Annotated in this window: 15 protein-coding genes and 2 tRNA genes; 5 read left to right on the forward strand and 12 right to left on the reverse strand. The window is 35.4% G+C overall.

What is annotated here, in order from left to right:
* Positions 1-1,750: 1,750 nt before the first annotated feature.
* The 3 genes from ACFIK0_RS05625 to ACFIK0_RS05635 all read right to left on the reverse strand — a co-directional run bounded on the left by ACFIK0_RS05625 (position 1,751) and on the right by ACFIK0_RS05635 (position 4,044).
* Positions 1,751-1,825: transfer RNA gene (locus ACFIK0_RS05625), tRNA-Val, on the reverse strand.
* Between the two features lie 96 nt (positions 1,826-1,921).
* On the reverse strand, positions 1,922-2,284 hold the full coding sequence (cpdR, locus tag ACFIK0_RS05630) for a cell cycle two-component system response regulator CpdR (RefSeq protein WP_005773448.1): 363 nt from the start codon (positions 2,282-2,284) through the stop codon (positions 1,922-1,924).
* Positions 2,285-3,126: 842 nt separating this feature from the next.
* Positions 3,127-4,044 (reverse strand): alpha/beta hydrolase, encoded by a 918-nt coding sequence (locus ACFIK0_RS05635; RefSeq protein WP_375663111.1) that lies wholly within the window; start codon positions 4,042-4,044, stop codon positions 3,127-3,129.
* A gap of 258 nt (positions 4,045-4,302) precedes the next feature.
* On the opposite strand from ACFIK0_RS05635, the gene ACFIK0_RS05640 reads away from it, so the two are divergent.
* Complete coding sequence (locus tag ACFIK0_RS05640; protein WP_273791398.1) at positions 4,303-4,770, forward strand: Hsp20 family protein; 468 nt, start codon at positions 4,303-4,305, stop codon at positions 4,768-4,770.
* Positions 4,771-5,021: 251 nt separating this feature from the next.
* On the opposite strand, the gene ACFIK0_RS05645 is transcribed toward ACFIK0_RS05640, so the two are convergent.
* Positions 5,022-5,098, reverse strand: a tRNA-Pro gene (locus ACFIK0_RS05645).
* A 604-nt stretch (positions 5,099-5,702) separates the two neighbouring features.
* Between ACFIK0_RS05645 and ACFIK0_RS05650 the strand changes: the two genes are divergently transcribed.
* A complete protein-coding gene (locus ACFIK0_RS05650) occupies positions 5,703-6,068 on the forward strand; it encodes an iron-sulfur cluster assembly accessory protein (protein ID WP_273791397.1) in 366 nt (121 codons plus the stop codon).
* A gap of 70 nt (positions 6,069-6,138) precedes the next feature.
* On the opposite strand, the gene mazG is transcribed toward ACFIK0_RS05650, so the two are convergent.
* From mazG to ACFIK0_RS05690, 8 genes are all read right to left on the reverse strand, one after another.
* The gene (gene mazG / locus ACFIK0_RS05655) at positions 6,139-6,954 is read right to left on the reverse strand and encodes a nucleoside triphosphate pyrophosphohydrolase (protein WP_375637474.1); all 816 of its coding nucleotides are present in this window, start codon (positions 6,952-6,954) and stop codon (positions 6,139-6,141) included.
* Between the two features lie 33 nt (positions 6,955-6,987).
* Entirely contained in the window at positions 6,988-7,917 is a 930-nt protein-coding gene (locus tag ACFIK0_RS05660; protein WP_273791402.1) for a lipid A biosynthesis lauroyl acyltransferase, read from the reverse strand.
* Positions 7,918-7,923: 6 nt separating this feature from the next.
* On the reverse strand, positions 7,924-8,952 hold the full coding sequence (locus ACFIK0_RS05665; protein ID WP_375637475.1) for a zinc-binding dehydrogenase: 1,029 nt from the start codon (positions 8,950-8,952) through the stop codon (positions 7,924-7,926).
* A 58-nt stretch (positions 8,953-9,010) separates the two neighbouring features.
* On the reverse strand, positions 9,011-10,285 hold the full coding sequence (locus ACFIK0_RS05670) for a beta-ketoacyl-ACP synthase (RefSeq protein ID WP_375663633.1): 1,275 nt from the start codon (positions 10,283-10,285) through the stop codon (positions 9,011-9,013).
* Positions 10,286-10,301: 16 nt separating this feature from the next.
* Positions 10,302-11,477, reverse strand: a complete 1,176-nt coding sequence (locus tag ACFIK0_RS05675) for a beta-ketoacyl-ACP synthase (RefSeq protein WP_375631264.1) — start codon at positions 11,475-11,477, stop codon at positions 10,302-10,304.
* A gap of 10 nt (positions 11,478-11,487) precedes the next feature.
* Positions 11,488-11,772, reverse strand: a complete 285-nt coding sequence (locus ACFIK0_RS05680; RefSeq protein WP_005773457.1) for an acyl carrier protein — start codon at positions 11,770-11,772, stop codon at positions 11,488-11,490.
* 189 nt (positions 11,773-11,961) lie between these two features.
* Positions 11,962-14,280 carry an NADP-dependent malic enzyme gene (locus tag ACFIK0_RS05685; protein WP_375637478.1) on the reverse strand — a complete coding sequence of 773 codons (2,319 nt, stop codon included), beginning with the start codon at positions 14,278-14,280 and terminating at the stop codon, positions 11,962-11,964.
* Positions 14,281-15,401: 1,121 nt separating this feature from the next.
* Positions 15,402-19,961, reverse strand: coding sequence for a hypothetical protein (locus tag ACFIK0_RS05690; protein ID WP_375663634.1), 4,560 nt, complete (start codon positions 19,959-19,961; stop codon positions 15,402-15,404).
* 654 nt (positions 19,962-20,615) lie between these two features.
* Between ACFIK0_RS05690 and hfq the strand changes: the two genes are divergently transcribed.
* From hfq to ACFIK0_RS05705, 3 genes are all read left to right on the forward strand, one after another.
* Positions 20,616-20,855 (forward strand): RNA chaperone Hfq, encoded by a 240-nt coding sequence (hfq, locus tag ACFIK0_RS05695; protein WP_005773461.1) that lies wholly within the window; start codon positions 20,616-20,618, stop codon positions 20,853-20,855.
* 54 nt (positions 20,856-20,909) lie between these two features.
* Positions 20,910-22,253: a GTPase HflX gene (gene hflX / locus ACFIK0_RS05700; protein WP_375663635.1), complete on the forward strand. Its 1,344-nt coding sequence runs from the start codon at positions 20,910-20,912 to the stop codon at positions 22,251-22,253.
* Between the two features lie 144 nt (positions 22,254-22,397).
* Complete coding sequence (locus ACFIK0_RS05705; RefSeq protein ID WP_375663636.1) at positions 22,398-24,224, forward strand: hypothetical protein; 1,827 nt, start codon at positions 22,398-22,400, stop codon at positions 24,222-24,224.
* Positions 24,225-24,284 lie beyond the last annotated feature (60 nt).

Consider the following 24,284-nt stretch of genomic DNA (forward strand, 5'->3'; position numbering starts at 1 on the left):
TGATGTTTTTTGGTTGATTTTGTTGCTAAACGTTTTCTGTTGACTGTTTTAGTATAAAATGATGCTGTTTTCTCTTTTTTCAGTAAAAATTGCTTTTGATTGCTGAAACTTTAGCATTGCATATTCTTGCCGCGTGTTGCTACTATATCACATGCTTTAGGAAACAGATTGCAAAAACTCTTTTTTACGAGCTTCTTTTCATCTTTCTGAAAATGAATATTTTATTTCTTAGATTAGATTTAAGCATTGCGGCTAATGCTGGTGAAATTGCCAAAAAACATCTATTGTGATTTTTTTTATTTTTTATGAATAATATTATTACGTTTTTCAGCATGATCTTTGGTAAGATCGATTTTGATTAGATACAAGGCATGATGGATTCGATTTAGAACTGTTTATGATGAGAATTTACAGACGGCACAAGAGGTAGGGAATATCTTCTTGTCTTGGAAGCTGTGATTCATAACGAATTACTTCTTTATAGTTTTTTCGTATAAAAAGTTGTTATATGTGCCGTCCAGATAAGATATTGTTTTTTTCAATGAGAGACACTTGCGGACAATTTGATTTAACATGATTGTCACTTTTTCTCAGGTAGGGTTATAGGTTGCATCAATGTTTAGGTTTTCTTAGTCTTATAGGTTTAAGAATGTATACTGTGTATTTATATGAATGAAGATAGATTGTATCTTAGAGTTAAATTTTTAGATTTCATATTTACATTTTCAAATGTTTTTTCTTATTTCTTTATAGTTTGTACATCATGTTAGAAGTATTTTAATATTGGATAACAATCACATTAAAATGTTATACAGATGAGATCTGAAGATCTAAACTCACACGGTTCAAGGTGATCATTATTTCAATAAGAATATAGTGTGAGGAGAATGCCATTTTACAGGCTTTGTTTTAAGAGATATCTCTTAAAGCTCACTTTACGCTGGCGCTCGTGAATGGTACAATGATAAATCCATTGAGCTCCATCATCTTTACACTTATGAAGAAATAAGCTGACGCTATCATATACTTTGCCTATTTGTCAGCCTCCGATGTTGCAATAGATTTTAGCACTTGAGGCATTTATCGGCATTTTTGTGCTTTTTTATACAATTTTTACTTAATACTAATTCCTCTTATGACGTGTAAGAGAGACGGTTTTGTTTGATTCAATATAAATAGGTTTGAAATGAGAAAACATTACGATATTCGGATTTCTCATTGAACATGGCAAACAATAAAACATGATTATAAATCAATGTATTTTTAGAATGAAAAAATTTGCTTTTATCGTGTTTTTTTACTCTTTTTGATATTTTATTATAATTTGTAATTGGTAAACTCAAAATACAGCTCTAAGGTTAAGTGTTTTATATCTATCGAAGTGACTGTGGTTATATCTAACTGTTTGGACAACAAGTGTATACCAATAGACATGAAAGAATTAAGAAAAACAGGGGATAGATCAGGAAATAAACAATATTTTTTAGAACAGAAGCCTATGCTTGTCGAAAGAATTTTAAAATCCAACTTCTAATCTGTTGCAAAATGATGTTGTTATTACGTTTGTGATACTTTTAGATGGCTTCCCCCAAGAGGCGCTATCAGAACGTAAAAAATATTAGAAACACTCCCTAAGGCATGCCCTTTGTAGAGGCATGTTGCAAAATCTTATTTCCGAACCTTTATTTACGCATCCCGCACCTTGGAAGAATACGATAATTCAATAATTTATTTATACTATAAAGTTGAATGGTGGGCGTGACAGGGATTGAACCTGTGACCCCTACGATGTCAACGTAGTGCTCTCCCGCTGAGCTACACGCCCATTCATTGATGTTGCATACACCATATAGAATGCCAAACGTCAATGCCTAATTTCATTTTCTCTTTCAACAGATGCAAATAACTTTAAAAATACTTTTTAAGCAGCGATAAGGATCTTTTCAACTTCATTGACGAGTTCACGTAAGTGAAATGGCTTAGAGAGAACCTTTGCATCAGGAGGGGCATCACTATTTGAATTGAGTGCTACTGCTGCAAAACCTGTAATGAACATTACTCGTAAATCAGGGTCAATCTCAGTAGCACGTCGTGCAAGTTCGATTCCGTCCATCTCTGGCATCACAATATCAGTCAGGAGAAGGGAAAATGGCTCTTCTTGTAAACGTTCATATGCGCTAATACCATTATCGAAATCGGCGACTTCGTAGCCTGCACGTTCTAAGGCTTTTACGAGAAAGCGACGCATATCGTTATCATCTTCTGCGAGCAGGATTCGTTTCATGATTATGTTCCAATGGCTCCATTTGTCAGAGTTTTGCCGCATCAATTATACAATATAGAGTATTTAGAAAAAAGATGGTAAAATGCTCATAATTGAAATGAATGGCAAAATGGTTAATTCTTACATTCTTATTCAGAATACAGCATATTCGTTGTGAGTTGGTTAAATTCGAAATATATGTGATTTTGAAAAAAGAAGGGGGGCTCTAAAACTTCTAAGATGATTCATTGCTATCTTTTCTTTTAAATTTGCTGATTATTATCAGAATTCCATTAAAAAACTTATGAAAACCATTATTGTAGGGACTTCCTATATCGAGAAATTAAAAGAATATTATGTTAATTTATTGTTTTTAAAAAGTTCTCCTAAGAAATAGAAATTTTATAGTTGTTTGTTTTTATAGAGATTTGTAATAAATATTATAAATGCGCTTTATTTCCAGTTTTTTTCCTTAAATAGATGAAAAATATTATTTTTCTAGATATAATATTAAATGAGTATTTTATAACAAATCAAAAATAGTATTTTGATGCTTTATTTATAAATATGTATCATGTTATATTAAGATAGATTTATTATTTTTATTTATATAAATAGTTTTTTATTAAGTTATTTTTTATGATATAAAATAATATTGTTTAATGTAATGATATACTTTGTATATTAGTTTTTTTATTAGAATGCGTGGTGAATATTTAGGTCATGGCTTGTCTGTAGAGGCTAGAAAACGAATCATATGAGTGGTTGGAAAGTAAAATCCATTATATTAAAAAGTGTTTGTAGATCCAATGCTCGTAGAAAATTTCTTTTTTGATAGGGCGGAGCAGAATTAAGGTTTAGTGTTATTTTACAGATACATTATAGGGAATAAATGCATCAAATGCAGCCCAAAATTGCTTTTTATAATCTTCGTTAACCATAATTGTATCCAGTTCAGCGCCTGTAATAGTAATACTTTCTGTCAGACGTGTGTGTTGGCATAATTGCTGCACTTCAATGTTGTTTGCAATATTATTTTGATTGGCAAGAATAAAGAGTGTTGGGATTCGTAAATCTCCATGAAGTACATTTCTCTTCACAGAATCAATCGCATTAAATACTGATGCTATCCATTGGGATGTTGGGGGCTTAATGGAAGAGAGCGGCACTTTATGTATGTGTCCCAATTGTATATTTTTTTGTTTTGTTTTGTTTAATTTTTTACCATCTTTCGCTGGTATAAAGCCAAGACCTATATCAGAAAGAAATTGTGTTAATTTATGTTGAAAACCATTTGTTTTATTGCCGAATGGAGCAAAAAGGGGAGAAACACAGAGCAATCTATTAAACTGATGATTAATGAGATCTAATCCGCTAAGTGCTATCAATCCACCTATGCCGTAGGCAAGCATAGAGTAAGGTGGCGGACAATTAGGATAAACAATATTTTTAAGAAATTTATATAAGTCATTAATATCGTTATTTATATCAAAATAATGATGTCTGTTTTGTTTTCTTATCTTGAGGGATGTTTTTTCTTGATCAAACCAGTCAAATATTGCTGTATGAAAACCGCGTTTAGAAATTTCATTTATTAATAAAAAATATTTTTCTAAAGCATTTGCGTAACTTTTGAGAATAACAATTGTTCCCTTAGATTTTTCCACCTCAGGATATGTTATAGCAAAACGAATTTCATGATCTATTGCTATTTTAAGAGTACCATGATGGACATTAAGAGGAGTGGCCCCCCAGTCTATGGGATAAAGAGGTGTTTCCAATTGAAATCCTTTACAATGTATTTGCTGCTTAGTGCTTTGACATTTATGTAATGAAGAAAAAGGATTTAAAAAGGGGTATATTGCTTTTTAGATAGTTTTTATCAATTTAGGTCCCAAAGAGTTGAAATAAAGAAAAACGATTACTAGATAATATAGTGCGGTTGCCATGATGGGGCCGCAGGTTCACAAGTAAGTTTGCCATGTGGGAACTTTGTGAATTAGTTATAAATTATAGTCGCTCTAGAGGAGGGCAATATTATGCGTCAAGTAGATTTTTCACCATTTTATCGTTCCACAGTAGGTTTTGATCATCTTTTTAACTGGTTTGATTCTAGAACACAACCAGACGAAGTTTCTTCTTATCCCCCTTATAATATCGAGCGTTTAACTGAAGATTCTTATAGAATTTCTATGGCTGTTGCTGGTTTTTCTCAAGATGAAATTGATATTGAAACGCATTGTAACCAGCTGATCGTTAAGGGAGACAGAAAGTCTAAAAATGATGATGAAGAGCGAGAATTCCTTTATCGAGGTATTGCTTCGCGTGCTTTTGAACGGCGTTTTCATTTAGCTGATCATGTTAAGGTTATTGGGGCAGAACTTGGAGATGGACTTCTTCATATTCAGCTTAAAAGGGAAATGCCAGCTGAATTAAAACCTAAAAAGATAACCGTACAGATGTCACCATCCATTACAAAAAATGATAACAGCGACATTATCGTGTAAAGAAAATTTAGAAAATATGAGATCGAATAATTATAAATTTTTCTGAAGAATAAAAAACGCGAGACAAAAGGTCTCGCGTTTCGTATGTGTTTTCCTAAGAAGAAGCGCATTTAAATAAAACAGCTTATCTCGAATTTATGATAAAATATCATTGCACATTATTCTATGTTGAAGAAAAATTTCATGTGTGTGCAATTGAAATGCATAATCATTCACTTTTTAAGTAAGCTTATTTTATAGCATTTTAAAAATGGTCGGAGCGGCGGGATTTGAACCCACGACCCCTTGACCCCCAGTCAAGTGCGCTACCAAGCTGCGCTACGCTCCGAGTTTGTGTAAAACGATTAAATGACTGTTTCTTTAAAGGCAAGAGAAAAAATAAACAGAATAATCTAAAATGCTCTTGCACTTAGAGCTTTTGAAAGTAAAAATTTTGGACATCAATATTTTGTTGTTAATTCAAGATAAATAACGAATTTGTAAAATTCTTTGTGATCATTAAATTTTTAGCACTATAGTTAATAGATGTATGCATTTAATTACTTTTGAGATTGTGAGGGGGTAAGATTGGTGACTTTAGGGGTATGAATTGGAGCAAATGAGTGCGGAAGGTATATTTTTTTTCTTACCTAATCGTTACTTTTCTAAAAAGATAAAGATTTTCAAAAGAAGAGGAGTGAATGTATGGTTTTGAAAAGTTTTCGTTTTTTTAGAGTTTTTATAGATGAGGTATTTTGCATTTTATGTGGACAAAAAATTGTAAGTTCTGGATTATATAATCACAAATCTCATTTTACGGGTATGTATTTTTATCCAAATAAACAAGGTCAGAATGCTTTAATTTATGTTTTGTTTTTTTTCTGAAATATCAGATAAAATATTATAGAGGAAAAACTTTCAAAGTGTCTATTGAACTAAGAAAAGAGTAAACTATGAGCCGTTTTTCGGTAATAAATTTGACGCAAGCAGCAGTGGATCGTGTTAAAGCGATTATGGATGCAAAAGATGCACAGGGTATTCTTGTTGGTATCAAAAAAGGTGGTTGTGCAGGGATGGAGTATACAATTACTCTTGTCAAAGAAAAGGGGATAGATGCGGATGTTGTTGAAGTGAATGGTGCCCGTGTTTTTGTAGCACATGATGCGGTATTATTTTTATTAGGGACGCAGATGGATTATGAAGTGACAACGCTGCGGTCTGGTTTTATCTTTAAAAATCCTAATCAAGTTTCAGCATGCGGGTGTGGAGAATCGGTGGAACTTCGTCCTGCTACGCAGGATCAATATAAAACAAATTGAGCTGAGCTAAATTATAATTTAGTAATTTTAGAGGGGCTTGTTCTTTTAGGTAGAAGAAATCTACTATTTTTTATTGTTCATTTTTAGCTTGCTTCCAAAGTGCTTCCATTTCATTCAAGGATGCGTCAGTGAGTGTTTTAGATTGAGTGGATAGCTTTTCTTCAATATAGGCGAAACGATTTCGAAATTTTATATTCGTTTTTTTTAATGCTTTTTGTGAATCAATCGCTAAGTGGCGCGCGAGGTTAAGGAGTATAAAGTAGAGATCTCCAAACTCTGCTTCTATCTCTGAGTTTTGTTTATTTTTGATGGCTTCTTTGAGCTCTTCGAGTTCTTCTTCTATTTTTTCAAAAACTTTATCACTTTTTTGCCAATCAAAACCTACTTTAGCTGCTGCTTCTTGTAAAGCAAGTGCCTCTTGGTTTGCTGGCTGGATTTGTTTTACTTTTGCGAGTATGCTTGTGGAGGAATTGTTGTTTTTTTCTTCGCACATTCTTTTTTGTTCAACCTGTTCTCTTTTTTTTATATATTCCCACTCCTCTTTTATAAATCCTCGTTTTTTTTGCTCGGCATTTCCAAAAACATGAGGATGGCGTCGAATCATTTTTTCCGTGATTGCATAAACAACATCTTCAAAAGTAAAGCTGCCTTCTTCTTGTGCTATGGTAGCATGATAGACAACTTGTAAAAGAAGATCCCCAAGTTCTTCACAGAGATCCTTTCGATTCTTTCGTTCAATGGCATCGATGACTTCGTAAACTTCTTCGAGCATATAGGGTATGAGGGATTCAAAAGTTTGTTTTTTATGCCAGATACAACCATTATCAGAGTTTCGTAATGCAGTGATAATTGCTGTGAGATCTTTGATATCTTTTGAGGCTAACATTTTGCACTTCCTTTGTAAGCAATAGAGCTTATGTTAGATGTCCCAACGCCTATGTAACCACATCCATTGTCCAGGATATTCACGGACCCAAGATTCAACAATATCATTTAATTTTTGCGTAGAAGCAGCTATATCGATATCATTTTTTTCATCACGTGGAAGTTCTACATGTTCATATAACTCTAAACGATGACGTCCACTAGGCAAACGAATACAACGTGCTGGATAAATATCACAGTCATATTGTCGAGCAAGTTTTATAATTAAGGGGTTTGTTTTAAGAGGTCTGTTAAAAAATGTTCCCATGATACCGCGGCGAAATTTTTGATCAACGAGCATACCAACATTTTCACCTTCTTCTAATTTGGCTGCTAATGCCCATGCTGCTCCGGCCTTGGAGGGAACAAGGTGTCCCATAGAAGTTTGTCGTGCTTTAAGGATTCGTTTGGCAACATAGGGATTATTGGGTGGTCTAAATAATACCGTAACATTAAGATCAAAACTTTGTGCACAAATAGGCAGAAGTTCAAAATTTCCAGTATGTGCGGTGAAAAAAATATGTGGTTTTTTTTCATTTTTTAATCGCTCAAATATTTCAATACCTTTAACCTCAATGAAACCTGGCTCGTCTGCATGAGGATCAAAATCAAAAATTTTATCAAGAAAAATATATTCGGCTAGGAAACGTCCTATATTTTCCCACATTTCTATTGCAATCGCACGGAGTTCTTGCTCTGTTTTTTCTGGATATGCACTCCTAAGGTTTGCAAGTGTGATTTGATGACGATGTACAAGGGGACCAATTTTTTTTGCTAACCAAGCAAAAAAAGAAATTCCCATTTTGGCTGGAAAACATTTTAGAATAAATAAAGAACCAAAGAGCAGATATGCCCATAACAAGTAGGATATTTTTTTAGCTATAATTTTAATACGATATATGAGATTTTTAAGAGAAAGCTTCATCATGATTTAATCGATTTTAAGGATAATTTTACCAAAAACATCACGGCTCTCCATTCGTTTTAAAGCTGTATCAATTTCATCCAGCCCAACAATTGTATCAATGACAGGGTGTACGGCTTTTTGTGCCATTTTTTGCATGGCATTTTTCATATTTTCCATACGGCAGCCAAATGAACCGAATATCTTAAGCTGTTGCTGGAATAATTGCATGAGATTTATTGGTGCTGAAACACCAGAGGTAGAACCGCAAGTCACTAAACGTGCTCCTTTTTTCATACATAACAGAGAACCATTCCATGTATCTACACCAACATGCTCAAAAACAACGTCAACACCTTTTTTTTGGGTTAATTTACGCACTACACCTTCAAAACGATCTTTACGATAATTAATCACATGATCTGCCCCAAGAGAGTGTGCTTTTGCAATTTTTTCATCTGAACCTACAGTTGTGATAACTGTACAGCCCATGTGTTTTGCAAGTTGAATGGCTGCAGAACCAATACCTGAACCACCAGCCTGTATCAGGATTGTTTCTCCTGCTTGTAGTTTTGCGTTATCGAAAAGCATATGTTCTACGGTACCAAAAGTAATTGGAGCAACTGCTGCCTGCAATTCATCACATTGGGGTGGTGATGGAACTAATAAACGTGCTGGCAAATTGACAAGCTCACACGCAAATCCATCAAGGTGAAAACCGTAGACTCCCTTTACCTGACTGCAAAGATTATCCCGTCCTTCATGACAAGCTTGGCATACTCCGCAGGTTTGTGCACCATAAATTGAGACAATCTGTCCAAGTTGGAGATGTTCAACGCCATCTCCTATTTGTATAACCTCACCAGAGGCTTCTGCACCAATGATGAGTGGCATTTTTCTTTTCGCAAAAGCCATGCCACGCCATCCCCATACATCAATATGATTAAGAGCAACGGCTTTTATCCGCACAGTTACTTCACCTATACTAGGTGAAGATGGCGGGGAAATATTGGTGATTTCAAGCCGACGATCATCGAAGAGTTGCAGTGCACGCATTATCATCCCCCTTAAATATATTATTAGGTTAGCGTTATAAAATTTTATTATTAAAGGATTATCCTTTATATGCAGTGATAACAAGACTCATATTTTGACCACCAAATCCAAATGAGTTTGACAAAACCGCATTGACACAGGCCTTACGGCTATGATGAGGAACAACATCTAAAGAGATCGCAGGGTCAGGATTATCATAATTTATTGTCGGTGGAAGTATCCCCGATTGAATGGTTAAAAGCGAAAAAACCGCTTCTATTGCACCAGCAGCAGTTAATGTATGCCCAATCATTGATTTATTAGAAGAAACTGGAATATGCTTTAAAAGATCACCGAATACTGTTGATAATGCAAGATATTCCATTTTCTCATTTTCAGGTGTTGAAGTTCCGTGGGCATTAATATAGTCAATTTCATTGATGGTTATTTTTGCATCGTCTAAAGCTTTGCGAACGGATTCAATTGCTGGTGATGCATCGGGTTTTGAACGTGTACGGTGAAAGTCATCGGCGGTTTCTCCACAGCCAGCTAAAATTCCTAAAACTGTAGCATTACGGTTTAATGCGCTTTGAAGAGATTCAAGAACAAGAGCGCCTGAGCCTTCTGCCATAACAAAACCATCTCGATCACGGCTAAAGGGTTTTGCTGCTTTTTCTGGAGGCTCATTCTGAGTTGAAAGAGCAGATAGTAACGAAAAACGGATGAGAGATTCTGCTGAAACTGATCCATCTGTCGCAATTATGAGAGCTCGATTTGTTTCTCCCCGTCTAATAGACTCAACACCTAATTGAATTGCTGTTGCACCAGATGCACAGGCAGTGGAAAGTGTAACAGGAAGTCCTTTTGTGCCAAATGTTTTTTGAAGTTTTTCTGCAATTGCACCAAATTGTGTGGCTTCAAAAAGCGTCTCATGGAGTTTATCCTTACAGACTTTAAGAAGATGTGCATAAGAAGGCTCATTATTGAATTCTTCCTCTTGATCAAGACTAAAACGTGCTTTCCATTCAAGTTCAACAGGAGGAGCAGCTAGAAAGAGTGGTCCATTAAATTTTTTTTTATCAATAGCAGCTTGTTCTAAAGCTTCTTCAGCAGAAAGATGTGCAAGCTTCTCAGAGAGAGCTGAAGCACCAAGTGTACTTTCTTTAAGAAAATCAATTGTTCCAGCAATATATGTATTTAATCCCTCAACGGGAAAACGTGTTATTTTGTGGATACCACTTACACCACTTGTTAATTTTTGCCAATTTTCATGTTTCCCTTGTCCCAGTGATGTGACAATGCCTGCACCAGTTATTGCTACAAGTGGACGCTCAAAATGATCATGATATTTCACTATAGAAATTTCCCCTTCAAACAGCTGTAAGACGCACAATACCTTCAGCTCTTTTTATACCAATAGTTGTAACAAATATTTCACGTACTTCTTTAGAAAAAGGTTTTTCATGAGGACTTAACGCTGGAAAACAATGTTTTTTTTCAATTGAAAGTGCTGCAAGAGCTAGAGCTAGAGGAAATTGTGCTTCCCTCATATAACCAAATAATGTTGTAATGCCACGATAAGATAGATCAGCATTATCAAGAGCATTTTGTTCTGCTTTTGTTGCTTCGTGAGCTCCTGAGGCTGCTGAAATGGCTAAGGCAGATTTAGCGCCAGCAGTTTTCAACATTGTTGCAATTGACTCTCTAAGTGGAATTTTGGTTCTATCTGTTTGGTCTGTAATAATTTGGTTAATTTCAGCATAAGCACGTGCATTGCGTTTTTTGGCATGTTCTCCACTTTCAATAACTAGGAAGATACCACCAGAACCGGCTATGATACCGCCGCCGGGGTGGATTTCACGATCCCACACTGGGCTCCATCCATTATGGGTTAAAAGACCACCAAGCTCATGCGCCAACAACATATCATAACTTTGTGCATTATAGGAACTTCCTACAAGAGCATGGGTGCTTTGACCTGATTTAATACGAGCTACAGCAATTTGAAGTGCAGAAAGACCACTTCCTTCTTCTCCCATAAATGTACGAGATGATCCAGTGACTTTATGAACAATTGAAATGTTTCCTGCCAAAAGGTTTGAAAGTTGTGCCAAAAATAATGTTGGGCGAAGTTCAGTTGAAAGAGCAACATTTAACATAGAGGCATGATCGGCAACTGCGCGCGCTTTAGAAAGAATCTGTGTATCAACAGTAATATCACGTTCTCCCCCACTTGCAGCTACGATCATATCCATTGTTGAAGTGAGTTGTTCATTATTTTTCATGCCGGCATCATCAAGAGCAAGACCAGCCGCATAGGTACCAAGACGCTGCCATGTTCCCATTTGCCGTTGATCACTTTTTTTAGGAATTTGTAAACTCCAATCAATTTCGGGCAATTTATGAACCGTGTAGGGTGAAAAAGTTGTATAATCTAGGTTTGGTGTACGGATTGGATCATTTAAGAGATTCCAATGTTGATCAGTTCCTTCCCCCAGAGAGCTTATGAGACCTATACCAGTGATGAATACAGATTGATCATGCATGGCGAAAAAACTACTCCGCCTGTTTTAAGGCAACGAGATCATCAATTTTTGCACAAAGGTTTTTAAGAACAAAGTATTCTTCTGTTGCAACGGTACCTTCGTTGACTTCTTGTGTCCATTGTTCTAGAGGGACTTTTATTCCGAAAGCTTTATCAATAGCGAAAACAATATCAAGAAAATCAAGACTGTCGATTCCTAGATCGTCAATTGTATGACTTTCAGGTGTAATTGTATTGCGATCAATTTCACTGATTTCTGCAATGATATCAGCAACTTTATCAAACGTGGAAGGCAATGTACGGATTCCTTATTATAGAGTTAGTAAATTCAAAATACATTTAATATTGTTCTTCTAGCCTTTTTTCTCTTTTAAAAAAAGACTTAATCCAGAATATAGCTGTCTTTATCTATAGAGAAAAGAGGTTTACAGTACATGAAATACTATATCTCAATATTTAAAAAACTTTGAAATTTTATTACGCATTTATTTTACGAGACTATTTTTTCTATTGGCAGCAAGGACAGCAAGGGCTGTTATATTAACAACTCCCCGGGAAGTTACTGAAGGTGTTAAGATATGGGCGGGACGTGCTGCCCCGATTAGAATAGGACCAACATGGAGTGCATTTGTGAGGCTTTTAACAGTGTTGAGCGTGATATTGGCTGAATCAAGTGTTGGAAAGACAAGCAAATTAGCTTCACTTTTAAGACGAGAATTAGGAAAAACACGATCACGAAAAACTTTGGAAAGGGCAGCATCAGCATGCATTTCACCATCTGCTTCTAAATCAGGGTGTAATTTGGCAAGAATTTCTGTTGCACGTCGCATTTTACGCGCACTTTCTGTGTTTTTAGAACCAAAGTTTGAGTGTGATAATAAGGCTGCTTTTGGTGTTATTCCAAATGCTTCAACTTCTTGAGCTGCCAACACAGTCATTTCAGCGATTTCTTCTGCAGAAGGATTTTCATTGACGTAAGTATCTGTAAGGAAAAGAGTACGTTGTTGAGAGATAAGCAAACTCATAGCAGAAAAACGGTGAACATTAGGATCAAGACCGATAATTTGTTCAATCAATTCAAGTTGGCGTTCAAAGCGTCCTTCTAAGCCGCAAATCATTGCATCTGCTTCTTCACGCATAACGGCAAGGGCAGCAATAGCCGTTGTTGATGTTCTCACTACTGTTTTTGCCATTTCAGGCGTAACACCACGCCTTCCTGTATAATGAAAAAACAAATTAACATAATCACGAAAACGTGGATCATCTTCAGGGTTTGTTAATTCAAAATCTATACCGGGACGAATTCTTAAACCAAAGCGTTTTAATCTTGCTTCTACGACATGTGGACGGCCGATAAGGAGGGGCGTTGCTGTTTGTTCTTCAATGACAACTTGTGCTGCACGAAGGACGCGTTCATCTTCACCATTGGCATAGATGACGCGTTTACGTTTTGCTGTTTTTGCTGCAGCAAAAACAGGTTTCATTGTTAAACCAGAAAGAAAGACAAATCGATTGAGGATATCATAGTAGGCCTCCATATCTTCAATGGGACGAATGGCGACACCAGTTGTCATTGCTGCTTTAGCAACAGCGGGGGCAATACGCAGTATTAAACGCGGATCAAAAGGAGAGGGGATCAGATAGTCTGGTCCAAAATTGGGTGGTTCTTTTGAGTATGCACGTGCTACAACATCTGAAGTTTCTTCACGTGCAAGGGCAGCAATCGCATGAACAGCGGCCATTTTCATTTCTTCATTAATTGCACTAGCACCTACGTCTAATGCACCACGGAAGATATAGGGAAAACAAAGGACATTATTAACTTGATTGGGATAATCAGAGCGTCCTGTGCAGATCATTGCATCTGGTCGTATAGAGCGTGCTTCTTCAGGCATAATTTCTGGTACTGGATTAGCCAGCGCTAAAATGAGTGGATTTTGAGCCATTCTTTTAAGATATTCAGGCTTTAAAACACCACCCGCAGATAGGCCTAGAAAAATATCCGCATCATCAATAATATCAGATAAAGTTCGTGCGTCCGTTTTTTGTGCGTAATTGATTTTCCAACGATCCATAAGGGTCTTGCGACCTTCATAAACAACTCCCTCTAAGTCACTAAGCCAAATATTTTCAACTTTCGCCCCAAGACGAACCAAAAGATTAAGGCAAGCGAGGGCAGCAGCACCTGCACCTGAGGTAACTATTTTTGCATTTTCAATTTTTTTTCCTGAAAGATTTAAGGCATTTAATACAGCAGCAGAAACAATAATGGCAGTTCCATGTTGGTCATCATGAAAAACTGGAATTTTCATTTTAGCACGAAGCTTTTCTTCGATGTCAAAACATTCAGGAGCCTTAATGTCTTCAAGATTAATACCACCAAATGTAGGTTCTAAGGTCGATATTGTTTGTACCATTTGTTCTATATCGGATGCATCAATTTCAATATCAAAAACATCAATATTCGCAAATTTTTTAAATAAAACGGCCTTGCCTTCCATAACTGGCTTGGAAGCGAGTGGACCAATGTTTCCTAAACCAAGAACAGCAGTTCCATTGGATATAACAGCGACTAAATTAGCACGGGAGGTATATTGAGCAGCAAGATTGGGATCTTCATGAATCGCAAGACATGGTGCTGCAACGCCTGGAGAATAAGCAAGAGCTAAATCACGTTGATTATCAAGAGGTTTTGTTGCTTGTATTTCCAATTTTCCAGGTTTTGGGTGTTGGTGATAAAAAAGTGCGGCACTGTCAAGTTCAGCTTTTGGTGAACTGAAATCACTATTTCGTTCTCTAGACATTTTTATGATATCCAAGTTAGCGTATGTGTATATGAGATGTTCCATCTACGATAAGGTTTTGTCCACTAATAGATCCTCATTTCTCTGAATATCAAAATGCATGAGTATGAGAAAACTCTTCTGGATCGTAAAACCAGTTTGATGATTCTTTTTGTTTGTGCACAATGAATAATTTCATTGATAGCAGCACGATTAGCTTTTTCTTTCCTTAATAAAACGCGTAAAAATTGATTAGTCTACAAACAAATAAAATATTACTAATGATTACATTACCAAGCCATTATTTTTTTTGCAATGCTTACAAATTAAGGAAAAAAAAGAAGAGTGTTTTCTATTAACTTCATCTTCTTTATTTAAATTTCTATAGGGAGATAGAAGAAATTTTAAATAACAATTTGCAATTTATAAATTGTTTTTGCAGCTATTTAAAAGGAAACTGGAACTTTAAAAATGGAAGTCATTTTGTTTATTATTCAATTGAACTCTTAATAATGCGAGCTGTATATTTTTAATATACTTACAAATCTGTGTTTTAATAAACGAAAAGTATATCCGAAACAGCTGTAATTGCATGTTTTATACCTAAAGTTCATATATTCCGTATAATGCGTTACTTTATAATTTATAATGAATCATCTCGTATGTTGAATAGGAAATTTGAATACAATAAGCTTCTTTTATTTCAAATTCACCTAATATAATAAAAAAACATTTACTTACATAATTCAAACGAGAGTAATATGTGGATAAAAACATTTAAAAAATAAATAGAAGTGTTTCTATAAGCTATTTTAATACAAAAGCATGAATTTTTTTCACAATTAATAAAAATAATTATTACCGATTTTGTACCTTTATGAAACTATGAAAAATAAAGAAGTTAAGAAAAAGATAAGGAAATAGAAAACATGCTTTATCATTCTTAGAATGATATGTTGTTTGATAAGCCATTACGCTTCTTTAGGGTTATTGCTTAGGATATCAAAGAAAACTCGCATGCCAATTATCCCAACCTTTGAAGTACAAAGCTACAGTTGAAAGAAAAGTACTCTATGATAAGCCATTAAAACAACTGGAGAGAGAGAAAGTGGAAAAAATATTTTTTCCACTTTTCTTATTTGTTATTGGATTCGACCACTTGCATGAGCAAGCATAGTGTAAACTTTTCCGGTATCTGATATCAAGTACTTGCGAACTGAGTTGGAAGAGCCAGAACTGCGCGATATATCACGTAAGAGCTTTTCGAAATCTGTAACATATTGATTCACTGAACGTTTAAACCCAAAATCGCTCATATATTTTTTCTTAATCATTTCAAATATTTTTTGTCCATTTAAGGTATAAAGGCGTTCTGTTACGATGTTTTTTTGTCCACGTTGATAATGATCCCATAGCTCAACAATGGCATTGTGATTAATAGCTTGCACTATACCAGAAGCTAATGAATTAAGAGAGCAGTTTGCAGGAGATGGTTTTGTTTGCACTGATGTTAAAACATCATCACTAGGGGGAGCATCATAAAATGTTTCTTCACGTGAAGCTCTTTCTAAGAGATTTGATACCCATTTATTTGGTCTTTTTTTGCTTTGATCTTGTTGCAAGATAGGCTTAGGTGGCACAATCTTTTTAACAGACTCAGTGGAACTGTCACTTTTTTGATTAAATATTGATGATGTAGGAAATGCTGATATTAGCTGTTTTTGTACGCTCTTTTGATCATTTTGTATAACACTGACTAAATCTTGTAACGCTGTAATCTGTTCATTCAAAGCTGTGCGAATTGTTTGCGTTGTTTCTTTTGTTTTTTCTGGAAGTTTTTTTACATTTTCATTGATATCATTATTAATCTTTGAAAGCTCTAAACGAACTTCATCAGCGGAGCGACGTATATCTTCTGCTGCTTCTGAAAAACGCGTTGATGCTTCACTAACAAGCTTATTAAGTGATTGTTGGAATGAATTTGTAGAATTACGCGCATTCTTATCAGAGCGTTCAAGTGCTAAGTTGAAGATTTTTTCATAATGCCCAATCATTTGATTAATTTCATGAGACTTTGAAACAAGAGCATCGCTTAATACAGAAAGCGTATTATGTTTTTCTTCAAGTGTTGCACTAAGTGAATTTTCAGACTGTTCAAGAACATGAATAGTTTGGGAAAGTGTCTTTGCATGTTCACCAAAACTGCTCGTTATATGATTAATTTGTTCAAAGGTACTCTTTGAAAGTCCTTGCAGAATTTCAACATTAGTATTGAGCGCTTGATTTGAGGCTGACAAACGCTCTGCTACTTGGTCCGTGTTGCGGAAAAAATTATTCGTACTCTCATTAAACTGCCCATCAATATTTTGAACAGCCGATAATAAAACATTACTATTTTCGTGAAAATTGTGAATTGATTGATTCAACTGTGTTAAGATGGATGAGACATTATTAACAAGTTCTTCCTTCATAATCGTTATTGTTTGAAGTGTTTCAGAGTTGGCTTTGGTTAAGCTATTCACTAAAGATTCATTATGTGCATAAATTCTTTGTTCAGCATCTTGTGTGGAAAGAGAGAGTTGTTCACCGATATGCTGTGTTAAAGAATCAATTGATTCTGTCGTATTTTGCGCTGCTTGATTTAAGTGATTTGTAAGCTCTGTTATTTTTCCAACATGTTGTGAAATTTGTGTTGTTGTTTGATTTCCAGCATCTTCCAGACGGCTCGTGACATCAGAGAGCTGATATCCTAAATTATTTTTAAGATTTTGCATAGAGTGATGAAGAACATCACAGCGTTCATTAAGGACTTGCTCTATTGCTGTTGTTGATGTGTGAATAGTTTCATTCAATAATGCTTGTGCATTATGACTGGCTGTTGCGAAAGCTTCAACAGTATGCGCTGTTTGTTCAGACAGAACGGACAGAACTTTTTCACTGGTATCATAAACAGTTTTTTTGACATTTGATACAATGCGATTGCCTGATTCTGAGAGAATATTTTCTGCTTGTGCAGTAACATTTGTAACAGATGAAAGAATTTGTTCACTCGTAGAAGAAAGAATATCAGAAGCTTTTATAATCTTATTATGCAGGTTATCTGTAACTGTATTAACAGAGTCTTCTAAGGTTACACGCATATTGTCAACACTACTTTCCAGCGCTTGTTGAATTATCTGACTTTGCTCATTATTAAGAATGAGAGACGTTTTTAACGTGTCAGAACGTTCCTCAATAACAGATGTTTGCATATCAATGGCTTCACAGATTTGGCTGAATTTTTCAGATAATGTTTCCTCTAGCGTTGTTGTTCGTTCAAAAATTTTGTGTGCACGATCTTCTAGATCTGTATCAAATGATTCCATACGTGTTTCAAGGGTTTCAAAGAAAACACCACTCGATTGAGAAAGAGTATTCTTTAAAATTTCGGCATGGTTTTCAAGGTTTCTGATATGATCTTGAACCGTTTCAGTAATGTTTTTATTATTGGCGACAATTGCACTCTCAACTAAATCTATTTGTTGTTTCAATGCAACATCGACACGTATATCACTTTTTGCAATGAGGTTATGGATTGTTTCCATGCGTTGCTCAAGTGTGCGTGCTTGATCGGCAAGAACTTCATTGAGAGAAAAACTATTAATCGCTAAAGAGTCGCGCAGAGCATCGGCACGGATATCAATATTTCTCGCCTGTGCTTCTAAAGCATCTTGGGTTGTATTGCAGCTTTGTACAATGACATCTTGTAGCTTTTCAGTGCATTGAATGATGTTTGTAATATGATTTTCAGCTTGTTTATCAACGACTTGAACATTATCAGCCAAAACTTTTTCAATATGAGAAGTATTTTGGGACAAAACATCAATTTGATTTCTTAATGTATCCGCAATTTTATTTTTCTCGTTATCGAGCATGTCTGCCATAAGAGCTCGTTGATCAGAAAGTTGTACTTTAAAATCTTGTGAACGTTCTTGTATGATATCAACAATGGCATTGTCGACATATTGAATTTCTTCTCTCAGACTTTCTTTACTTTTATCAATTGCAGAAAGAATGGCTTCACGTCCATTTGTAAATGCATGGGTAATGTCTGCTGTTTTTTCTTGGAGGTTCTCATTTATTTTCAAGACATGAGCTTCCAAGAAATTACCAAGTTTTTCAGCATTATCCTCTAAAGCCTGACTGCGTTCTATAAAGGAATCAATGATGGAATCACTATGTTCTTTAAGAGAAAGATCAACAGTTGCTAAACGTTGTTCAAAGGCTCCAATTGCTTGCGAGGTTACGTTATCAAATTTAGAAGAGAGTTTATGTGCTTGGTCGTCGAGCTTTAAGATCTTCTCATCAAAATTCTGTAGAGATTGATTATTACGATCAATAAGAGCTTTATCCAAGGCTTTAAACTTTTCATCGACAGCGTGCAAAGTTTGATCTGTTACTGCTTGTATATGTGTTGCAATTTTAGCAACATGTACTTCCGCTTTTTCAGCTGTTTCATTAAAGGTTTTTTCTATTTGTTTTTCATTATGATCAAATCGTTTTGCAAAACCATCAAAGTTTTTTCCTAATTCATGAAAAAATTCCGTGTTTTTCTGCTGAATTTGTGTTGTTGTTTTGTTAAATTTTTCAACAAGTTGATTTGTTACGCCATCACCGGCATGGGAAAGTTTTTCAACAAGGTCTTCACCTTGTTTTTGTAAAGTTTGAGAAAGGGTTTGTGCAAGCTTTTCAACATTGGTCACAATGTTAGAGGTAACCAAACCAAATTCATCACTCAGTTGTTCTTGGGTTCCTTTAATTGTTGATTGTACGCGATCTGCGTGATTCAAAATGGCTATGCGTTCATTACTCAATTCTTTGATTAATGTGTGAATGCGTGATTCATTCTCAGCATAGGCTTGTTCTAGATTGTGAACTTCACCTTGTATGATTGCTTCAAGTTCAACAGCACGTCCGAGGGTACGTTCAATACCTTCGTTCATTGCCGCTACTTCTTCACGAATGGTTTGCCCTATAGCAATAGCTTGTTTTTCAGATAGATGTTGTGGTTCACTAAGGCGCTGTGCAGCATTGGTCATAAGAAGCGCAATATTATGCAAGTCGTTTGAACGTTTTGTTAATTGAGCAACGCCCCAAGATATAAGGATAGGAATTGCTGTTCCGGCTGCTACAGCAAGTCCTGTTGGGGATGTAACAAAAGTGCTGATATTGGATAAGGAGCTGAGTCCGGTAGGTGCGAGCTTATGCGCAATAAAAGCTCCTCCCGTTGCCCATAAAGCACTAAGCGCTGTTGTATACCAGTAGACTCGAGAGGAAGAACGCTGCTTGAATGGTCCAAAATTTACAGGGGTTGTTATATCATCATTTGCAGGAAGAAGTTTTGTAGGCAATAATGTATTATGAACAGTTCCACCTGAAATATCAGGTGAAGGTTTTGGAGCAAAAAGCTGTTCAACAACGGATTTATCAATAACAGCTTCATCATGAATATTAGAAACAAAAGTTGACGTACCGTTTTCAGCAAAAAATTCTTCTTCTGCCATTGCAATTTTTTGAATCAGATCATCAACATTAACAACATTTTCAGAATTATTGGATGATATCGTTTCAAATCCTGTGTCATCGAAATCAAAGTTCATAGCTTTTGTGAGGGCTTCTTCAACTTCAACTTCAAATGTTTGCAATTTGGTTCTGCGTGCCATACTCGCCTCGTACTCTTACAGCCGGAAAAGGGATACGTCCTCTTCCACATAATTTCTATATACTAGCTGTTAATTATTTAGAAAGGAATATGCTTAGGGAAAAATTTTAAAAACTTATCAAGATAAAGTTAACGCAGTTTCTTATACCCTGTTTAAAAATGTTATAAAATATAGTAAAAACAATTTATTATTTAAATCTAACAAAAACAAAAATACTGTTTACAACTTGTGTTTATAAAAAGCTTTATAAGCCGGCAGTCTTTGAAATAAGGACAATTTAATAGCAGTTATATATACAGTAAGGTGCGAACGCCTCTCTTTAATACCGATAATCGTTAATAAATGTTGTTGTCCGCTTACTTTTATTAATTCTAAACGAAGCAGTTTCATCATCACATATAGTCTGTAATAGCTTAGGACGTATAAAAGTATGCCTTTGAATTGTAAGCTCATAAAAAAGTAAACGTGGAAAAATTTTTAATTTAGTATAGCTTTTCGTAAGCTGTACTTTATTATTGCCTTAAAGAGCCGTTTTTTCTCTAATTTCAGTTGTTTGTTGCTGAATTTTGAAGCTTCTACGTTGACAATTGGATATTTTTCAGTCGATATGCATGCACGAATATTTTATGCAATCTAGATAAAGGTGTAAGAATAATGGCAGAGCGATCACAACACCTACAAGATGTGTTTTTAAATACGGTGCGTAAGCAAAAAATTTCCCTTACAATTTTTCTTGTCAATGGCGTTAAACTCACGGGTATTGTAACTTCATTTGATAATTTTTGTGTTCTTTTACGCCGAGATGGACACGCGCAATTGGTTTATAAGCATGCTATTTCTACGATTATGCCTGGGCAGCCTGTACAGATGTTTGAGGGTGAAAGTCCTGAGTAAACATATCATTTTAAGATAGACCTCTTATCCCATTTTAAAAGTACTTAGATTGCTATGATAAATGAAAATGAGAGATTAGGAGGGGTATTTGCGCAGAACACAGGACAGGTGCGCGCACTTGTTTTGATACCGTTTTTTCAAGAAAATAGAAGTGAAAGCTCTTTGAGAGAGTGTTCTGTATCTTCTCGTGTTAAAGAGTCATTAGGGTTAGCGCGTGCTATAGGGTTAGAAGTTGTTAATTATGAAACGATTAATATTGCAACGCCTCGCTCTGCGACTCTCTTTGGAAAAGGTAAAGTAGATGCGTTAACCTGTTATATAGATGAATATTCTATTGAGCTTGCGATTGTAGATCACTTTTTAACGCCAGTACAGCAGCGTAATTTAGAAAAATTATGGAATTGTAAAGTGATCGATAGAACGGCTTTGATTCTTGAAATTTTTGGGGATCGTGCACGAACAAAAGAAGGAGTTTTGCAAGTAGAGTTAGCGCGTTTGTCCTATCAAAAAGGGAGGCTTGTGCGTAGTTGGACACACTTGGAAAGGCAACGGGGAGGGCGTGGCTTCCTAGGTGGACCTGGTGAGACGCAAATTGAAGCAGACAGGCGTCTTTTACAAGAGAAAATTATTCGTATTCGCCGCGAATTAGAAACGGTTATTAAAACACGTGCACTTCATAGAGCAAAAAGGAAAAAAACATCTTATCCTGTTGTGGCACTGGTAGGATATACGAATACAGGAAAGTCAACTCTCTTTAACCGTTTAAGCGGTGCAGATGTTTTAGCAAAAAATATGTTATTTGCAACGCTTGATCCGACTTTGCGCAAAGTTGTCCTTCCCCATGGAAAAACTATTCTTTTGTCTGATACTGTAGGGTTTATTTCTAATTTGCCAACAAATTTGATTGCAGCTTTTAGAGCAACCCTTGAAGAAGTGGTTGAAGCGGATCTCATTCTTCATGTAAGAGATATGTCAGATCTTGATCATCGAGCACATGCTCAAGATGTTTTAGAAGTGCTTTCAAGTCTCGATATCGATATTGATGATATGGAGCATATCATAGAAGTTTGGAACAAGATTGATATGTTGGATGGGCAAGCATTGAGTGTTTTACAAACAAGCGCAAAAACACGATTAAATCCTGCTCTCATGGTATCAGCACTTAAAGGGGATGGACTTGATCAATTATTAAGAGCCATTGAAGTGCGAATTTTTGGAGAGGTGCAAAGCATTGAATATCTTTTACAGCCTCATGAAATGTCGCTTATCGATTGGTTTTATGAAAACTCTGCGGAAATAGTGCAAGAAGGACATGATGATGGGTCTATTACCATTAGAGCCGTTATTACTTCTGAAGCAAAAAGGCAATTAGAGAATATCAAAAAAAATATGAATTAAGTTCTTTAAAGCTATTGTTGAACATTTATGCTTAAATTTTATGTTTTTCTTATCTCAAAATAATATGACAGCAAATTAAGAGGATAGTTACTACTTTCTCTTAATAAAACAATATGAAGAAGTATTTTGCTGGTTAAAATAAAGATGAGTCTTAAGTGTAATAAAAGACTATTCGTACGTACCGTATGGCGAAGCATTTTGATTGTTTTGCTATTACAAATGCTATGTGTATCTTTGATTTGGTTGTATTATTTTGTCCAGCCCCGTGGTTACCAAGCAACTTTAGTATTTTCATTATCTGATTCTGTAGGAAAACCATTACCAATTAAAAAGCAAGACGATGTTATCGCTTTTTTGTTTTCACAGCCTATGTTCTTCAATGATTCGAATTTTTCTTTAAGTGCTTCTTATAAGAAAAAAAATCATGAAAATATCCATTTATCGCGTCATGGTGATTTTATCGATCTTACTTTTGAAGCCGAGACACTTGAAGCAGCTCAACGTGGGTTGGAAATTTGGTTTTCCGCATTTTCACAAGCAATCATAAAACAGAAACAATTTTTGTTAAATGATAAATTAGAAGACAAACAATATGATAATACTGCAATCGTTAATATCGTGCAGGAATTTCGTAAATCTGTTGATTCTTTTATTCAGCATGGTGTAAAACAAACAGAGCTTCATGATCTTTCGATGCAATTAACGCAAGCAACTTTAAAGCGTATTCATTTAACAAGTTTGAATTCAACAATTAATATGATGCGTGAAAATGGGCAGTCTTTACTGTCTTTATCGTTTATTGCAGGCAATTCAGCAATTGTTTCTCTGGAATCTAAACGTGACCTCTTGGAAACACAAAGAGCACATATGGCTGCGCAATTGGGGTGGACACATCCTCAAATTAAAGCGATGACTGCAGAATTAGAGACAGTTTCTCATCAATTAAAAAATAAAATTTTACAAATCGTTTATCAAGTTCATTCAGATGAGGTTATTGCAACGGAATTAGAAAAACAGCTCAAAAAAAGAATGAACTTTTTTGTAAAAGATCAATCCCAATCTTTGAATGAAATATTTAACGAGTTTGAAAATAAAATAAAAGCAGCAGTCGATGCACAAAATGAAGCGATGAGCAAGTCTGCTCAACGAAGAGAAAAAATTATTGATTCATATCGGAGATTGAGTGATGATCCTCTTCTCTTTAAAAATACAAATATCCACGTGGTTATGCCAACAACGTTAGCACCAATTTCTTTTATGGTTCTTTATGGAAAAAATATTCTTGTGAGTGCATTGGCCAGCTTCCTTACTCTTTTGCTAGGAATATTGTTATTTTATCCGTGCTTTAAAAGCAAAAAAGACCAACTCTCAGAAGAGGATTTGAGATCAAAAGAAAATGCTCTTAAGAAGAATGAGAGTATTTTAGTCTCTCAAGAAATGAAAAATTTTGAAGCTTTTATTACGATAGAGGGATTATCTGATGTTTTGAAATGGCGTGCTTCAACCATTGTTTCAATCATTGGACCAGAGGCAGCACGGACAGCGGCAAAGCTTTCACTTCATCTCACAAAAGAGAATAAAACAATTTTGTTGGTCGATATTTCTGGTCAACAAATAGAGAAAGTCATTGGCCCACATCGCGGACTGAGTGATATTTTAACGGGCAATGCCAAGTTGCATGATGTTATTTACCGTGATTATGATACGGGGGTTGATATTCTTCCTCAGGGGTTAACAAGTGCTATTTCTGCACAAGATTTTTCAAATGATATTTCTCATATATTACAAGAATTTAAAAAAGAATATGATTTTATCATCCTAGAGATGGCAAGTGAACCAAAATATGGATTTGAGCAATTTGCAGAGCTAACAGACTATTATATTTGTAATACTGTTCTTAATGAACAAGAATGGATGATGCGGATGGTAGACAGCTTTCCAAAGACTGTTTATCGCATTGTTGCATCATAAGCTTCGTAAAAAAAGAAATATGTATCGCATGTTATAGTGGTATGCTTGTTTTTTGCTAAA

Origin of the sequence: Bartonella sp. CL63NXGY, from assembly GCF_042194905.1 — a bacterium.
In the GTDB taxonomy this organism is placed as follows: domain Bacteria; phylum Pseudomonadota; class Alphaproteobacteria; order Rhizobiales; family Rhizobiaceae; genus Bartonella.

Bases quoted from the DNA above. Each gene is read 5' to 3' on its own strand.
- hfq (WP_005773461.1), top strand. From the start codon at position 20,616: ATGGCAGAGCGATCACAACACCTACAAGATGTGTTTTTAAATACGGTG.
- ACFIK0_RS05685 (WP_375637478.1), bottom strand. From the start codon at position 14,280: ATGTCTAGAGAACGAAATAGTGATTTCAGTTCACCAAAAGCTGAACTT.
- ACFIK0_RS05650 (WP_273791397.1), top strand. From the start codon at position 5,703: ATGAGCCGTTTTTCGGTAATAAATTTGACGCAAGCAGCAGTGGATCGT.
- cpdR (WP_005773448.1), bottom strand. From the start codon at position 2,284: ATGAAACGAATCCTGCTCGCAGAAGATGATAACGATATGCGTCGCTTT.
- ACFIK0_RS05665 (WP_375637475.1), bottom strand. From the start codon at position 8,952: ATGCGTGCACTGCAACTCTTCGATGATCGTCGGCTTGAAATCACCAAT.
- ACFIK0_RS05675 (WP_375631264.1), bottom strand. From the start codon at position 11,477: ATGCATGATCAATCTGTATTCATCACTGGTATAGGTCTCATAAGCTCT.
- ACFIK0_RS05660 (WP_273791402.1), bottom strand. From the start codon at position 7,917: ATGAAGCTTTCTCTTAAAAATCTCATATATCGTATTAAAATTATAGCT.
- ACFIK0_RS05640 (WP_273791398.1), top strand. From the start codon at position 4,303: ATGCGTCAAGTAGATTTTTCACCATTTTATCGTTCCACAGTAGGTTTT.
- ACFIK0_RS05705 (WP_375663636.1), top strand. From the start codon at position 22,398: ATGAGTCTTAAGTGTAATAAAAGACTATTCGTACGTACCGTATGGCGA.
- ACFIK0_RS05690 (WP_375663634.1), bottom strand. From the start codon at position 19,961: ATGGCACGCAGAACCAAATTGCAAACATTTGAAGTTGAAGTTGAAGAA.
- mazG (WP_375637474.1), bottom strand. From the start codon at position 6,954: ATGTTAGCCTCAAAAGATATCAAAGATCTCACAGCAATTATCACTGCA.
- hflX (WP_375663635.1), top strand. From the start codon at position 20,910: ATGATAAATGAAAATGAGAGATTAGGAGGGGTATTTGCGCAGAACACA.